Consider the following 14808-nt stretch of genomic DNA (forward strand, 5'->3'; position numbering starts at 1 on the left):
GGTCCGTGAGGTGTGCGCCCGCCCCGCGGCGGACGGGCCGTGCGGCCGCGATCCGACGGGCCGAGGAGGCGCGGTGCGGCACCGCCTCGCGCCGTACGTCACAGCTCCGCAACGGCCGACCGACCATCAGGCGTTGCACCGGATCGAGAACTAGGCTCGGTCCATGGTCAGGCTCTTCATCGTGGGCATCGTCGCCGCGGCGGCATTCGTCATCTTCGCGCTCATCGACTGCCTGTTCGCCGACGCCTCACGGTTCCGGGCCCTCAACAAGCCCCTCTGGGCCGTCATCATCGTCCTCCTCCCCGTCATCGGCGCGGTGCTGTGGTTCGTGCTCGGGCGGGCGCGCAAGAGCGGCCGCCCCGCCGCGACGCGCACCATCGCACCCGACGACGACCCCGAGTTCTCGGGGACGTCCTGGCGCACGACGAGCGACCTCGACCGCGAGACGACCGACGAGCGCATCCGTCGCCTCGAGCAAGAGCTGCTCGACCTCGACAACGACGACAAGACCGGCAAGCAGTAAGTGACCAGTCCGTCGACCGAGTACGCCCTGTCGCTGCTCGCGTCCCTCGCCGACGCGGGTGTCCGCGACGTGGTGCTCAGCCCTGGGTCCCGAAGCCAGGCCCTGGCCCTCGCGGCCGCCGAGTTCGAGATCGCCGGTCGGTTGTCGGTCCACGTGCGCATCGACGAGCGTTCGGGCGGATTCCTGGCGTTGGGTCTCGCCGCCGAGACGGGCGTCCCGAGCGTCGTGATCACCACGTCGGGCACCGCCGTGGCGAACCTCCACCCCGCCGTGCTCGAGGCGCACCACTCGGGTGTGCCCATGATCGTCGTGAGCGCCGACCGTCCCTCCGAGATGCGCGGGATCGGCTCGAACCAGACGACGGTGCAACCGGGTCTCTTCGCGAGCGCCGTCGGGTGGGTGCGCGACGTCGAGGCTCCCCGCTCCGGTCCGGTCGACCACGAGGCCGTCCGCACGCTCGCGCGCGAGGCCGTCGCCGAGGCCCTCGGCGGCGACTCCCACGGTGCCCTCGGGCGTTCGCGCGGCCCGGTCCAGCTCAACGTCGCGTTCCGCGAGCCCCTGTCGTCGGGCGAGCAGTCGCTGCCCGCCGCCCACCCCGCGCCGGTCGAGGTCGCGCCGCTCGTGGCACCATCCGCGCTCGAGGTCGACGTCGACCCCGCGACCCTCGTCGTCGCCGGGCACGCCGCCGGCCCCGAGGCCGAGGCCGCTGCCCGGGCACTGGGTGCCCCGCTCGTGGCCGAGGTCTCGAGCGGGGCCCGTTTCGGGCCGCACCTCGTCTCGTCGTACCGTGCCCTGCTCGACGACGCCGACTTCGGCGGCCGCGTCCGTCGGGTGGTGGTCTTCGGGCACCCGACCCTCAGCCGTCAGATCCCCTCGCTGCTCACCCGTGGCGGGGTCGAGGTCGTGGTCGTCCGTGCGGCGGGGGCCGAAGCCTACGACCCGGGTCGCTCCGCGCGCGTGGTCGAGGCCGTCGAGGTGGACCGCGCCTCCTCGGGGGTCGGTTCGACCGACGACGCCGCTCATCGCACGTGGGTCGGGCGCTGGGTCCACACGGGTCGTCGCCTGCTCGAGGCCGAGGCCGAGTCCGAGGACGCGGCCGACGGTCCCGGGGCCGACGGGACGGCCGAGGGCTCGGCCGGTCGCACCGAGGCGGCCGAACAGGCCGAGTTCCTGCGTCGCGAGGTGCAGCTGCTGCGGCGGCCGGTGACGCGCCGCGCCCTCGCCGAGGCTCTGTGGCGCGTCAGCTGGCCACACGACCGCCTCGTGTTGGGTGCGTCGAGGCTCATCCGCGAACTCGACCAGATCGTGCCGGGCAAGAAGATCCCCGTGCACGCCAACCGTGGGCTGGCCGGCATCGACGGCACGATCGCCACGGCCACCGGCATCGCCCTCGCCAGCCAGCGTGACGACCCCGCAGCCGGCACCACCCGCGTGCTCGTCGGCGACCTGACCTTGTTGCACGACGTCGGTTCGATGCTCCTCGGCCTCGGCGAGACCAGGCCCCGGTTGCAGGTGGTCGTCGGCAACGACGGCGGCGGCACCATCTTCGACGGGCTCGAGGTCGCGGCCACCGCGTCGCCCGAGGCGATGACCCGTGTGCAGTTCACCCCTCACGAGGTCGACCTCTCGGCACTCGCCGTGGCCTACGGCTGGCAGTACGTCGAGGCGGCCACGCGGGCGGAGCTCGACCAGGCCCTCGTCGCCCGGTACGACGGGCCGGTTCTGATCGAGGTGCCCCTCTCCCGCTGAGCGTCCGCGCCACGCCAGGGCGGATCGGGTCGCTCGGTCGTAGGGTCGAGGGCATGGCCAAGACGTGGACGACCCCGCCCTCCCAGTCCCTCCGAGCCGGTGAGGGCTTCGTGCTCGCCGACGTCGACACCTCGTCCACCCCGGGCTTCGCGGGTGACAAGGCGTACGCACAGCAGGCGCTCGAGTCGGGTCGCGAGACCCTGAGCGAGCTCCAGGAGAAGATGTTCGCGCAGAGCCGGAGCGGGGGCAGCACCGGCAACGTGCTGTTGGTCCTGCAGGCGATGGACACCGCCGGCAAGGGCGGCATCGTCCGGCACGTCGTGGGCGCCGTCGACCCCCAGGGCGTCGCGCACCATGCCTTCAAGTCGCCGACGCCCGACGAGCTCGCGCACGACTTCCTGTGGCGGGTGCGGCGCGAGCTGCCCGGCCCCGGCATGATCGGGGTCTTCGACCGCTCGCACTACGAGGACGTGCTGATCGGCAAGGTGCGCCGCCTCGCGCCGCCCGAGGACATCGAACAGCGGTACGCCGACATCGTCGAGTTCGAGGACGAGCTCGTCGCGAACGGCACCACGCTGGTCAAGGTGATGCTGCACATCTCGTCCGACGAGCAGAAGGAACGCCTCGCGGACCGACTCGACCGCCCCGACAAGCACTGGAAGTACAACCCCGGCGACCTCGAGGAGCGTCTCGTCTGGAACGACTACCAAGACGCCTACGAGACGGCGATCCGTCGCACGTCGACCGGGACCGCCCCGTGGTTCGTCGTGCCGGCCGATCGCAAGTGGTACGCCCGGGTCGCCGTCCAGAAGCTGCTGATCGACGCCCTCGCGTCGCGCGGGCTCGACTGGCCCGTCGCGCAGTTCGACGTCGAGCTCGAGAAGACGAAGCTCGCGACGTCGTAGCGGGGGACAGTCCGCTCGGGTCGGACGCGTCCGTTCAGGTGCCTCCGGCGATCGCCGGTCGTCGAACGGTACGGTTCGGGGTACGCGTGTTGCTCACGGGTCCCCCGGTCCCTGACAATGCCTCATGCTCGTCATCTCGCCCCTCCGTGGCGGTCCTACCGCGGTGGTCTTCTCCCTCGCTCTCGTCGTCGCCGTCGTCGCGTCCTGGCTCGTCGTCGCCCCGGCCGGCGCCGCCCCGCTCGGCACGACGCCGATCGGGAGCATCACCGGTCGGGTCACGGCCCAGACGGCCGATGGTTCGATGGTGCCGTCGTCCGCCGGTCGGTTGACGGCCGTCTCACCCGGGACCACCCCGGACGAGGTCCCGGTCCCCTCGCTCGAGCGTCGGCCCGACGGGACCTTCACGTTCACCGGAGTCACGCCGGGCCGGTGGTACGTCACGCTCGAAGCGCCGTATCCCGGTCCGTACCGTTATGGGTCCCCTCGATTCTGGGTGGACGTTCCCGCCGACGGGTCGGCGGCCTCGGTCGGCGATCTCCCGCTCATCCTGTCCCAGCTCCTGTCGGGCCAGGTGTCGGCGGTCGTCGACGGGAGGACGGTGCCGCTGCCGTACGCCCGCGTGACGATCTGGTGGAAGAACCCCACCACCGGTGGTTACAAGGACGAGGGCTCCGAGTCCACGGCGAGCGAGGACGGTCGCTGGGAGTTCCCCCTCCTGCGCCCGGGCACCTATCGCCTGAGCTTCGGAGACGGGTCCTCGCAGTCATCGAGGGTCCACGACGACCTGTACTGGCCGGCGGGTCGGCGGTTCGCCGATGCCGAGGACATCGTCATCGGTCCCGGACAAAAGATCACCGGTCTCGACGTCGTCCTCACCGAACGGACCTTCACGACGACACGAGTGGCCGAGGACGACCGGTTCGGCACCGGAGCAGCGGTCCTGTCGTCGCCCTGGGGCTTTCCTTCCACGAACGGTGCCACGCCTCGGGTCCCCGTCCTCTACGTCGCGAACGGGCTGAACTTCCCGGACGCGCTCAGCGCGGGCCCTGCGGCAGCCCACGAGGGCGGGGCCCTCGCGATGACCGACCGGGATGCCCTCCCCGCAGCCACCGTGGCGGTCATCGAGCGCCTCGCCCCCGAGCGCATCGTGGTCGTGGGTGGGCCGGCCGCGGTCTCCGCCCAGGTCTACGAGCAGCTGGCCTCGTGGCAACCGGCGATCACGAGGCTCGGTGGAGCGGACCGCTACGAGACCTCGCGCCTGGTGGCGCGTCACTCGTTCCTCGGCTCGTCGACCGGCGAGAGGATCTACCTCGCCACGGGTGAGGCGTTCCCGGATGCCCTGGCCGCAGGTCCTGCCGCTCATCGGGACGACGCCCCGGTCGTCCTCGTCCGAGGTGCTCAGTCGGCCGCCGACGCTCCGACGAGGGCCCTGATGGTCGAGCTGGGCAAGGCCCGGGCCATCCTCGTCGGCGGGACGGCGAGCATCTCCCGGGCGTACGAAGCCAGTCTCGTCGAGCAGGAGCCCTTTCTCGTCACCGAGCGTCGCGCCGGAGTCGATCGCTACGAGACGGCCGCCGCACTCGTCGGTGGTGACTCCGAGACGATCTTCGTGGCGAGCGGACGGGGATTCGCCGATGCGCTGGTCGCGGGTGCGGTCGCCGCCCGCGAAGGTGCCTCGCTCGTCCTGAGCGAGCGAGACTGTGTCCCGCCGGCGACGGAGCGAGCCGTGCTCGACGCCCGCGTCTTCGAGGTCGTCCTCGTCGGGGGACCGGCGGTGCTGGGGGCCGCCAACGAGGTCCCGCTGGCCGTCTGCGGTCGCTGACCGGACGTCAGGAGGCGCGGCTCCGCAACGCGTCGCCGGTCCCCTTGGGCAGCCGCAGCCCCTCGATCAGGCTGAGCAGGGCCAGCACGGCCAGCACGATCAACGCGGCCTGGTACCCGGACGCCGCGGGTGCCGGGCCGTCGGTGGAGATCGCGAGGTCGGCCACGCGGACGGCCAGTGCCGTCGCGGCGACGCCGAGCCCCACGGCGAGTTGGCTCGTGATGGACGCGATGGCGTTGGCGGGTCCGATCATCTCGGCCGGGACGTCGGCGAACTGCAGCGTGTTGTAGGCCGTGAAGCCGACGGACCGGAAGACGCCGCTGAGCAGCAGCACCCCCGCAACGACGACCGGCGAGGTGTCGGGGCCGACCAGCGCGGCCGCGACGAAGGTCGCCGCGAGGGCCACCGTCGCGACGACGATGATCGGCACCACGCGGAAGCGCTTCAGCAGCGGCGTCGTGAACGGTTTGACGGCCAGGTTGCCGACGAACACCCACATGAGCATGAGTCCCGCCTCGACCGGCGACCAGCCGAAACCGTCCTGCAGCAGCAGCGGGACGACGAAGGGGATGCCGTTCACGACGGCCCGGTAGAGCGATCCGCTGAGGTTCGTCACGCGGAACGACCCGATGCGGAAGGCCGTGAGGTCGAGCAACGGGTGCGCCGCCCGACGGAACCACCGCACGGCCACGAGGCCGAGCACCACCGCCAGGACGGCCAGCAGCACGCCCGGCACGAGCGTCGTGGGCTCGCCGAGCAGCTCGAACGCCAGCACCAGTGCCACGATCGATCCCGCCACGAGCACCAGACCGACCAGGTCGAGAGGCTGGCGGTCACCGACCTCGGGGGAGGGGACGACCCTCCAGGCGACCGCGAGCAGCGCGAGGCCGACCGGGACGTTGACCAGGAACACCCACTGCCAGCCGAGGTGCTCGGTGAGCAGTCCTCCGAGCAGCGGCGCGACGACCGGAGCCACGAGCGCGGGCCAGGTGAGGTAGGCGATCGCCCGGATCAGCTCGGACTTCTCGGTGCTGCGGAGGACGATCAGTCGGCCGATCGGCACCATCATGCTGCCCGCGAAGCCCTGCACGACCCGGGAGGTCGTGAGGGCGACCAGGTCGGTGCTCGCGGCACAGGCGACCGAGGCGAGGACGAAGAGCACGACGGCCGCGAGGAACACGCGGCGGGCGCCCCAGCGTTCGGCGAGCCAGGCGCCCAGCGGGATGAACGCCGCCACGGCGACGAGGTAGCCGGTCACGGCGAGTCCGAGCTGCGCGGGCTGGACGCCGAAGTCGGTCGCGATCGTGGCGGTCGCCGTCGACAGGATGGTGGCGTCGAGGTTCTCCATGAAGAACGCGGCCGCCACGACGAGGGCGACCGGACGCGACCACGTCGTCGCGGGGGCGGGCGCGGTCATCGGCTGAAGGCGTCGACCACGGGGCGGAACTTCATGGCCGTCTCGGCCACCTCCCTCTCGGGCACGGACTCGGCGACGACGCCGGCCCCCGCGAACGCCCGCACCGAGCCGTCCCGGTCGACCTGGGCACACCGGAGGGCGATGGCCCACTCGCCGTCGCCGTCGGCACCGACCCAGCCGACGGGCCCCGCGTAGCGACCACGGTCGAACGGTTCGAGTTCTCGGATCAGGGCCAGCGCCTCCTGCGTCGGGGTGCCGGCGACGGCCGCCGTCGGGTGCAGCGAGGCGATGAGGTCGAGCGAGCTCGACCCGTCGGTCAGGCGGCCCCGCACGTCGCTGGCCAGGTGCCAGAGGTTGGGGAGGCGCAGGGTGAAGGGCTGCTCGCCCGTCACGACGTCCCGGGCGTGCGGTCCGAGCGACAGCAACAGGCTGCGCAGGGCGAAGGCGTGTTCGTCGAGGTCCTTCGGAGACGTCGCCAGGGCGAGGGCGGCCTGCTCGTCGGTGGCCGCGTCGACGCCACGGGCCGCGCTTCCGGCGAGGACCCGGGCTGACACCTCGCCCCGTTCGGACTTGACGAGCGTCTCGGGGCTGGCCCCGATCAGTCCGTCGACGGCGAAGGCGTAGCAGTCGGGGTACGCGGTGAGCAGGGTGGCGGCGACGAGGCGCAGGTCGGCCTCGGGGGGCAACGTGCCCACGAGGTCGCGTGCGAGCACGACCTTGCTGACCCGACCGGCGCCGATGGCGTCGACGGCCCGGGCCACGGCCGTCGCGTAGCCGCCGGCGTCGAGGGCGCCGTCGGCCAGCGAGAGGCGGACGGAGGCGCCGACCGGCTTCCCCGCGGGCAGCTCGGCGTCGTCCACCCTCGTGATCCAGGCGACCCCGTCGCGCCGTCCGATGACGATGCTCGGGACGATCAGCACGCTCGTCTCGGCGGACTCGTCGTCGAACGCGAACGAGCCGAACGCGACCAACCCGGTACCGGGCACGCCGACCTCGTCGTGCACCGTGGCGGCGGCCGCCACGGCACGCCAGGCGTCGGCGGCCTCGGTCATGCGGTCGGGCCCGGAGAACTCGAGACGGAGGGCCTCGCCGACGCCCGCCATGCCCGCCCCGCCGCGGACGAAGACCAGCGGACGCGCCCGGTCGACGACGTCGAGCAACGGGCTGACGTGGTCGATTCGCGTGGTGCGGACGGCGAGTGACGGAGCGCGGGACGCGGGGGACTTCACTCGTCGACCCTACTCGGGACACCCCCAGTGCTTGACGGTAGGATCCACCATCGTGACCAAGGCCGACATGAACAAGCAACCCGACGAGGTCGCCTCGATGTTCGACGGCGTCGCGCGCCATTACGACCGCACGAACGACGTGCTCTCGGCGGGCAACGCCGTCCTGTGGCGCATCGCCACCGTGAAGGCGATCGGTGCCGGTCCGGCCGACAAGGTCCTCGACATCGCAGCCGGCACGGGCACCAGCTCGGCGGCCATCGCGCAGCGGGGTGCCGAGGTCGTCGCCCTCGACTTCTCGAAGGGCATGGTCGAGGTCGGCCGCGAACGCCACCCCGAGCTCGAGTTCGTCGAGGGCAACGCCGAGTCGCTGCCCTTCGACGACGACACGTTCGACGCCGTCACCATCTCGTTCGGGCTGCGCAACGTGAACCGGCCCAAGGTCGCGCTGGCCGAGATGAACCGCGTGCTCAAGCCCGGTGGCCGCCTCGTCGTCTGCGAGTTCTCCACTCCGCCGTTCGGTCTCCTGCGCGCCGCCTACCGGGCCTACCTCAAGTACGGCATGCCCCTCGTCGCCAAGGTCACCAGCAGCAACGGCCCGGCCTACTCGTACCTGGCCGAGTCCATCGAGCAGTGGCCGGAGCAGCAGGTCCTCAGCCAGTGGATCCGCGGCGCCGGGTTCACCCGCGTCGCCCACCGCGACCTCAGCTTCGGCATCGTCGCCCTGCACCGGGGTCGCAAGCCGGCGTCGGGCGCCGCGCGCTCCTCCTCGCGGTCGAAGCGGGCCACGTCGTGAACGCCGGCGCCCCTCCTGCGCAGCGCAACTCGCTGGGTCGTTCGCTCGGCCTCGGCGAGAAGCTGTTCGCCACGCCGACCGAGCGTCGTTTCGTGGCCGCGGTCGACGACGGGCTCGAGCTCGTCGAAGAGGGGTTGCTGCGCGAGATCGCCTTCGCCGACGACATCGCCGACGCCACGACGCGCTACCTCCTCGCGGCCGGCGGCAAGCGCGTCCGGCCGACGCTGACGCTGCTCATCGCCCAGCTGGGCGACGGCGCGACCCCCGGGATCGTCGCCTCGGCGCAGGCCACCGAGATCACCCACCTCGCCTCGCTCTACCACGACGACGTCATGGACGAGGCGCAGATGCGTCGCGGCGTCCCCAGTGCCCAGACGGTGTGGGGCAACAACGTCGCGATCCTCGCCGGCGACCTGCTGTTCGCCCGGGCCAGCACCATCGTGTCGGGGCTCGGCCAAGAGGCCATCCTGCTCCAGGCCGAGACCTTCGAACGGCTCTGCCTCGGTCAGCTCCACGAGACGGTCGGCCCACGAGAAGGCGACGACCCGATCGCCCACTACATCGACGTGCTCGCCGACAAGACGGGGTCGCTCATCTCGACCGCCGCCCGCGCCGGCGTCATGTTCAGCGGGGCACCGCGTGAGTACCTCGCCCCCGTCGCCGAGTTCGGTGAGAAGATCGGCATCGCCTTCCAGCTGATCGACGACGTCATCGACCTGTCCGACCAGCCCGCCGAGACCGGCAAGAAGGCCGGCACCGACCTGCGGGCCGGCGTCGTCACGCTCCCGGTGCTGTACCTGCGGCAGCTGGCGCAGGCCGACCTCGAGGCGTCGTCGCTGTTGTCCGAGATCGACCGCATCGTCGACGCCACGCGTGCCGCGGCCCACGGGTCGAGCGGTGAACCGAACCTCGAGGGCGGCACGTCGGCGTCGCTCGCCGACGCGACGGCCCACCTCGACGACGAGTTCGCCGACCTGGTCCGACGCGTCCGTCAGCACGAGGTCACCGAACGCACCCGGGTCGAGGCTCACCGGTGGGCCCGCGAGGCCCTCGACGCCCTGTCCCCGCTGCCCGACGGGCCCGTGAAGAAGGCGCTCACCCGCTTCGCCGACCGCGTGGTCGAGCGGTCCGCCTGACCGGCGCCGCGCCTCCTCGTCCGTCTCGTCCTCGAGCACCATCGTCCAACCGGCCGGCCCCGCCGAGCCACCCCAGATCTAGGGAGAACCCGTGACCACCTTGCGACTGGCCATCGTCGGCGCCGGACCGGCCGGCATCTACGCCGCCGACATCCTCGCGAAGGCCGAGAAGGCCTTCGACGTCTCGATCGACCTCTTCGAGCAGCTGCCGGCCCCCTACGGTCTCGTGCGCTACGGCGTCGCCCCCGACCACCCCCGCATCAAGGGCATCGTCAACGCGCTGCGCGACGTGCTCGACAGCGGCGACATCAGGGTCTTCGGCAACGTCCGCTACGGCGTCGACATCGGGCTCGACGACCTGCGCAAGCACTACAACGCCGTCATTTTCTCGACCGGTGCCATCAAGGACGCCGACCTCGACATCCCCGGCATCGACCTCGAGGGCAGCTACGGCGCGGCCGACTTCGTCAGCTGGTTCGACGGTCACCCCGACTTCCCCCGCACCTGGCCGCTCGACGCGACGTCGGTCGCCGTCGTCGGCGTCGGCAACGTCGCCCTCGACGTGTCCCGCATCCTGGCCAAGCACGCCGACGACCTGCTGCCCACCGAGATCCCCGACAACGTCTACGCGGGCCTCAAGCAGTCCTCGATCACCGACGTGCACGTCTTCGGACGCCGGGGCCCGGCGCAGGTCAAGTTCACGCCGCTCGAGCTGCGCGAGCTGGGCGAGGTGCGTGACGTCGACATGATCGTCTACGACGAGGACTTCGACCACGACGAGGCGTCCAAGACGGCCATCGCCACCAACAAGCAGGTGTTCGTCATCGACAAGGTGCTGAACCAGTGGCGCCAGCGCGAGGTCGGGACGGCGTCGCGTCGCCTGCACCTGCACTTCTACGCCAAGCCCGTCGAGGTCGTCGGCGACGCCGACGGTCGAGTCGCGGCCTTCCGGTACGAGCGCACCCGGCCCGACGGGCAGGGCGGCGTCGAGGGCACGGGCGAGCTCCGCGACGTGCCGATCCAGGCCATCTACCGCGCGGTCGGCTACTTCGGCTCCCCGCTCGACGGCATCCCGTTCGACGAGCGTCGTGGCGTGATCCCGAACCACGAGGGCCAGGTGATGGACGACGACAACCAGATCGTCCCCGGCGTCTACGCCACCGGCTGGATCAAGCGCGGCCCCGTCGGCCTCATCGGGCACACCAAGAGCGACGCGATGGAGACCGTCAAGCACCTCATCAACGACCAGGCCAGCTGGTGGCAGCCGGTCGACCCGTCCGACGAGGCCATCCCGGCCCTGCTCGAGCAGCGCGGCGTCGAGTACACCGACCTCGAGGGCTGGCATCGTCTCGACGGGCACGAGATCGCCCTCGGCGGGGCCCACGAGCACGAGCGTGCCCGGGTCAAGGTCGTGGAGCGTGACGAGATGGTGCGCGTCTCGCGCGCCGTCGAGACGGAGTCGACGCCCGCCTGACGTCCTCGGTCGCCCGTAGCGCGCCTCCTCGGCTCCCCTCGACGGCGGAACCGAGGAGGCGCGCGGTCGTCACCGACCTCGTCGGTCGTCGGTATGGTGGTCCCCATGGCAGACAGTTCCTTCGACGTGGTCAGCAAGGTCGACAAGATGGAGGCCGACAACGCCCTCCACCAGGCGCAGAAAGAGATCGAGCAGCGCTACGACTTCAAGGGTGTCGGTGCCTCGGTCGACTGGAGCGGCGAGAAGCTGCTGCTCAAGGCCGCCACCGAAGAACGCGTCAAGGCCGTGCTCGACGTGCTCGAGTCGAAGTTCATCAAGCGCAGCATCAGCCTCAAGCACCTCGACGTCGGCGAGCCCTTCGCCAGCGGCAAGGAGTACCGCATCGAGGCGTCCCTCAAGCAGGGCATCGAGCAGGACGCAGCGAAGAAGATCGGCAAGATCATCCGCGACGAGGGCCCGAAGAGCGTGAAGAGCCAGATCCAGGGCGACGAACTGCGCGTGCAGTCCAAGAGCCGTGACGATCTGCAGGCGACCATGGCGCTGTTGAAGAAGGCCGACCTCGACGTCGACCTGCAGTTCGTCAACTTCCGCTAGTCACCCGCGGCTCACGACTCCGAGGTCCCGTCCATGGTCGAACCCGCCTGGGTGGCGCCGACGATCGCCGTTCTCGGCATCGTGCTCGACATCGCCATCCGGGTGTTCGCGATCGTCTACGTCCCGATCAACAGGCGGCCCCAGACGGCCACCGCGTGGTTGCTCGCGATCTTCCTGATCCCGTACGTCGGGTTCGTCCTCTTCTTGTTGATCGGCAGCACCAAGCTGCCCGCGCGTCGTCGTGAGAAGCAGACCGAGATCAACAAGTACATCATCGAGACGACCGAGGGCATGGAGCGCGTCAAGCGCGACCACCCGTGGCCGGCCTGGCTCGACTCGGTGGTCGAACTCAACCGCACGCTCGGTGCGATGCCGCTCGTCGGCGGCAACACCGGTGAGATGCACACCGACTACGACGAATCCATGGCCGCGATGGTCGAGGCCGTCGACGGGGCCCACCGCTACGTCCACGCCGAGTTCTACATCACGAGCCTCGACCGCACGACCGAGCCGTTCTTCCTGGCGCTCGAGAACGCCCGTCGACGGGGCGTCACGGTCCGTCTGCTCATGGACCACATCGCCAGCCGCGGGTACCCGGGGTACCGCAAGGCCCGACGCCGGTTGGACGCGATGGGCGTGGAGTGGCAGCTCATGCTGCCCGTGCTGCCGCTGCGGGGCAAGTACCAGCGGCCCGATCTGCGCAACCACCGCAAGCTCCTCGTCATCGACGGCCGGGTGGCCTTCACGGGCTCGCAGAACATGGTCGACAAGAGCTACCAGAAACGCAAGAACAAGCGCCGCGGCCTCGAGTGGAAGGACTTCATGGTCCGCTTCGAGGGCCCCATCGTCGCCGGCATCAACGCGCTGTTCGTCACCGACTGGTACAGCGAGACCGACGAGTTGCTGCTCCGCGAGACCGACCCCGTGCACACGGCCGACCGGCTCGAGACGATCGACTGTCAGGTGGTGCCGAGCGGGCCGGGCTTCGACGGCGAGAACAACCTGCGGTTGTTCAACTCGCTGCTCTACAGCGCGCAGGAGCGCATCATCATCACCAGCCCCTACTTCGTGCCCGACGAGTCGATGCTCTACGCCGTGACGACCGCGGCCCAGCGCGGGCTCGAGGTGCAGCTCTTCGTCAGCGAGATCGGCGACCAGCCGGTGGTCTACCACGCGCAGCGTTCCTACTACGAGGCACTGCTGCGGTCGGGGGTCCGCATCTTCCTGTACCGCTCGCCGACCGTCCTGCACGCCAAGCACTTCTCGATCGACGACGAGGTCGCGGTCATCGGCTCCAGCAACATGGACATGCGGTCGTTCAGCCTCAACCTCGAGATCTCGGTCATGGTGCGTGGACGCGAGTTCGTCGAACGGCTGCGCGAGGTCGAGCAGACCTACCGCGCCTCGAGCCGCGAACTGTTCCTCGACGACTGGCTCGCGCGGCCCTTCCGCTCGAAGGTCCTCGACAACGTCGCCCGCCTCACCTCCGCCGTCCAGTAGTCCACCTGTCCGAGCGGTCCATCGTGGGCCGGCGGCCCGCGCGGCGCGGCCCTGAGGGCGAGTGGTCGTGAGGGGGCTCCCGAGGCTGTATATTTGTCTGGCGCCTCCGGTCGGTGATCACACGGGCTGGGCGTGCATGGCAAGTTACCCAAGCGGCCAAAGGGATCTGACTGTAAATCAGCCGGCGTAGCCTTCGGGGGTTCGAATCCCTCACTTGCCACGGTTGTCCCTCAAGAACGGACTCGCTCGTCGAGTCCGTTCTTGCGTTACCGGGCCACCCACCCCACAGGAGGACCCGTGTCCGTCACCCCGACCCCCGCCGAGCTGCTCGAGATCGCCGTCGCCGTCGCGGGTGAGGCCGCCGAGCTCGCGGCCCTCCGCCGCTCCGAGGGGGTCGTCGTCGCCGACACCAAGAGCAGCGCCGTCGACGTCGTGACGCACACCGACCGAGAGGTCGAGACGTACGTCCGAGGCCGTCTGGCCGAGCTGCGTCCTGGGGACGGCTTCTTCGGAGAAGAGGGCGAACCCGACGACTCGACCACGGGACTCACCTGGGTCGTGGACCCCATCGACGGGACCGTCAACTTCCTCTACGGCATCCCGCAGTGGGCCGTGAGCATCGCCGTCGTCGAGGGCGGTCCCGACCCGCTCACCTGGCGCACCCTCGCCGCAGCGGTCGTCAACCCGACGTCGGGCGAGACCTTCACCGCGTCGGTCGGCGGTGGCGCGTGGCTGGACGGGCGTCGCCTCCAGGTGAACGCTCCGGCCTCCCTCGAGACGTCCCTGCTGGCCACCGGGTTCTCGTACGACGCCGCACGTCGGGTCGAGCACGCGGAGGCGCTGGTCCGGGTGGTGGGGCGCGTTCGCGACCTGAGGCGCCTGGGGGCGGCCTCGCTCGACCTCTGCGCCGTCGCCGCGGGACGGGTCGACGCCTACGTCGAGCGAGGACTCAAGCCGTGGGACCACGCGGCGGGCGCACTCGTGGCCGCCGAAGCAGGCGCCGTCGTCCGCGGGGAGCTCGGTCAGGCCCCCAGCGAGTCGCTGACCTTCGTCGCGGCCCCTGCCATCGCCCAGGACCTCGCCGCCCTGGTCGTCGAGGCAGGGATCTGACCGGAGCACCCAGCGCAAGATGTCAACATGAGTCGTTGTGCGTTGTCATATCGTAGATCAACGGTGAATATCGGCGACGACACCCGAATGCGGGTAGCCATTCGTTCATCGACCGGCTACCCTGGTGAGGTCGTTATTGATCCGTGATCATCGCGTGACGCACTCCGCCAGGGCTCCTTCCGAAGGTCCTGGGCAGCTCGCGCCACGATCACCAGTGACGGCCGTGAAGACGACGGTGCACCCACCGTCCGATCCCGATCACCCCGAGGACCCATCACACGTGACGAAGTACCAGCAGATCGCCGAGCCCGACGGCGACGGAACCCCGTCGCGTCGCGCCACCGACGACCTCACGGGCACCGGTTCGCCGAGTGTCGCTCCGACCGTCCCCGTCGTGGCCGACGCCCCCGTCTACCTCACCCGTCGCGAAGCCCGTGAGGCCGAACGCCGCGCGGCCCGGCCCGTGACCGCGGCGGCCTCCGCCGCCACCACGACCTCCGCCACCACGACCTCCGCCACCACGACGGCTGCCGCCGCTACGAGCACCGCGGCCCGC

At 70.8% G+C, this 14808-nt stretch carries 13 protein-coding genes and 1 tRNA gene; 12 read left to right on the forward strand and 2 right to left on the reverse strand.

Annotated elements, in window-relative coordinates; translation table 11 throughout:
- Positions 1-163 precede the first annotated feature (163 nt).
- The 4 genes from IFT36_RS04640 to IFT36_RS04655 all read left to right on the forward strand — a co-directional run bounded on the left by IFT36_RS04640 (position 164) and on the right by IFT36_RS04655 (position 4999).
- Positions 164-523, forward strand: coding sequence for a PLD nuclease N-terminal domain-containing protein (locus IFT36_RS04640; protein ID WP_056046571.1), 360 nt, complete (start codon positions 164-166; stop codon positions 521-523).
- Positions 524-2272 carry a 2-succinyl-5-enolpyruvyl-6-hydroxy-3-cyclohexene-1-carboxylic-acid synthase gene (menD, locus tag IFT36_RS04645; RefSeq protein WP_200412529.1) on the forward strand — a complete coding sequence of 583 codons (1749 nt, stop codon included), beginning with the start codon at positions 524-526 and terminating at the stop codon, positions 2270-2272.
- Between the two features lie 53 nt (positions 2273-2325).
- Positions 2326-3177 carry a PPK2 family polyphosphate kinase gene (locus IFT36_RS04650; protein ID WP_056046567.1) on the forward strand — a complete coding sequence of 284 codons (852 nt, stop codon included), beginning with the start codon at positions 2326-2328 and terminating at the stop codon, positions 3175-3177.
- Between the two features lie 124 nt (positions 3178-3301).
- The gene (locus IFT36_RS04655) at positions 3302-4999 is read left to right on the forward strand and encodes a cell wall-binding repeat-containing protein (protein WP_200412530.1); all 1698 of its coding nucleotides are present in this window, start codon (positions 3302-3304) and stop codon (positions 4997-4999) included.
- 7 nt (positions 5000-5006) lie between these two features.
- On the opposite strand, the gene IFT36_RS04660 is transcribed toward IFT36_RS04655, so the two are convergent.
- Positions 5007-6416 carry an MFS transporter gene (locus IFT36_RS04660; RefSeq protein ID WP_192124572.1) on the reverse strand — a complete coding sequence of 470 codons (1410 nt, stop codon included), beginning with the start codon at positions 6414-6416 and terminating at the stop codon, positions 5007-5009.
- Positions 6413-7645, reverse strand: a complete 1233-nt coding sequence (locus IFT36_RS04665) for an isochorismate synthase (RefSeq protein WP_123570527.1) — start codon at positions 7643-7645, stop codon at positions 6413-6415. The genes IFT36_RS04660 and IFT36_RS04665 overlap by 4 nt, the downstream gene beginning before the upstream one ends.
- A 52-nt stretch (positions 7646-7697) precedes the next feature.
- Between IFT36_RS04665 and ubiE the strand changes: the two genes are divergently transcribed.
- The 8 genes from ubiE to IFT36_RS04705 all read left to right on the forward strand — a co-directional run.
- Positions 7698-8438: a bifunctional demethylmenaquinone methyltransferase/2-methoxy-6-polyprenyl-1,4-benzoquinol methylase UbiE gene (gene ubiE / locus IFT36_RS04670; RefSeq protein ID WP_233568365.1), complete on the forward strand. Its 741-nt coding sequence runs from the start codon at positions 7698-7700 to the stop codon at positions 8436-8438.
- Positions 8435-9574 carry a polyprenyl synthetase family protein gene (locus IFT36_RS04675; protein ID WP_056046562.1) on the forward strand — a complete coding sequence of 380 codons (1140 nt, stop codon included), beginning with the start codon at positions 8435-8437 and terminating at the stop codon, positions 9572-9574. The genes ubiE and IFT36_RS04675 overlap by 4 nt, the downstream gene beginning before the upstream one ends.
- A gap of 91 nt (positions 9575-9665) precedes the next feature.
- On the forward strand, positions 9666-11048 hold the full coding sequence (locus tag IFT36_RS04680; protein WP_123570526.1) for an FAD-dependent oxidoreductase: 1383 nt from the start codon (positions 9666-9668) through the stop codon (positions 11046-11048).
- Positions 11049-11153: 105 nt separating this feature from the next.
- The gene (locus IFT36_RS04685) at positions 11154-11642 is read left to right on the forward strand and encodes a YajQ family cyclic di-GMP-binding protein (RefSeq protein ID WP_056047782.1); all 489 of its coding nucleotides are present in this window, start codon (positions 11154-11156) and stop codon (positions 11640-11642) included.
- 33 nt (positions 11643-11675) lie between these two features.
- Positions 11676-13142, forward strand: coding sequence for a cardiolipin synthase (cls, locus tag IFT36_RS04690; RefSeq protein WP_159826076.1), 1467 nt, complete (start codon positions 11676-11678; stop codon positions 13140-13142).
- 138 nt (positions 13143-13280) lie between these two features.
- Positions 13281-13362 (forward strand) — tRNA-Tyr (locus IFT36_RS04695).
- A 77-nt stretch (positions 13363-13439) separates the two neighbouring features.
- Positions 13440-14252 carry an inositol monophosphatase family protein gene (locus IFT36_RS04700; protein WP_159826078.1) on the forward strand — a complete coding sequence of 271 codons (813 nt, stop codon included), beginning with the start codon at positions 13440-13442 and terminating at the stop codon, positions 14250-14252.
- Between the two features lie 280 nt (positions 14253-14532).
- Positions 14533-14808 (forward strand): hypothetical protein (locus tag IFT36_RS04705; RefSeq protein ID WP_200412531.1); only part of this gene is annotated, 276 nt, incomplete at its 3' end.

Source organism: Frigoribacterium sp. CFBP 13605 (genome assembly GCF_014839405.1).
Lineage (GTDB): Bacteria > Actinomycetota > Actinomycetes > Actinomycetales > Microbacteriaceae > Frigoribacterium.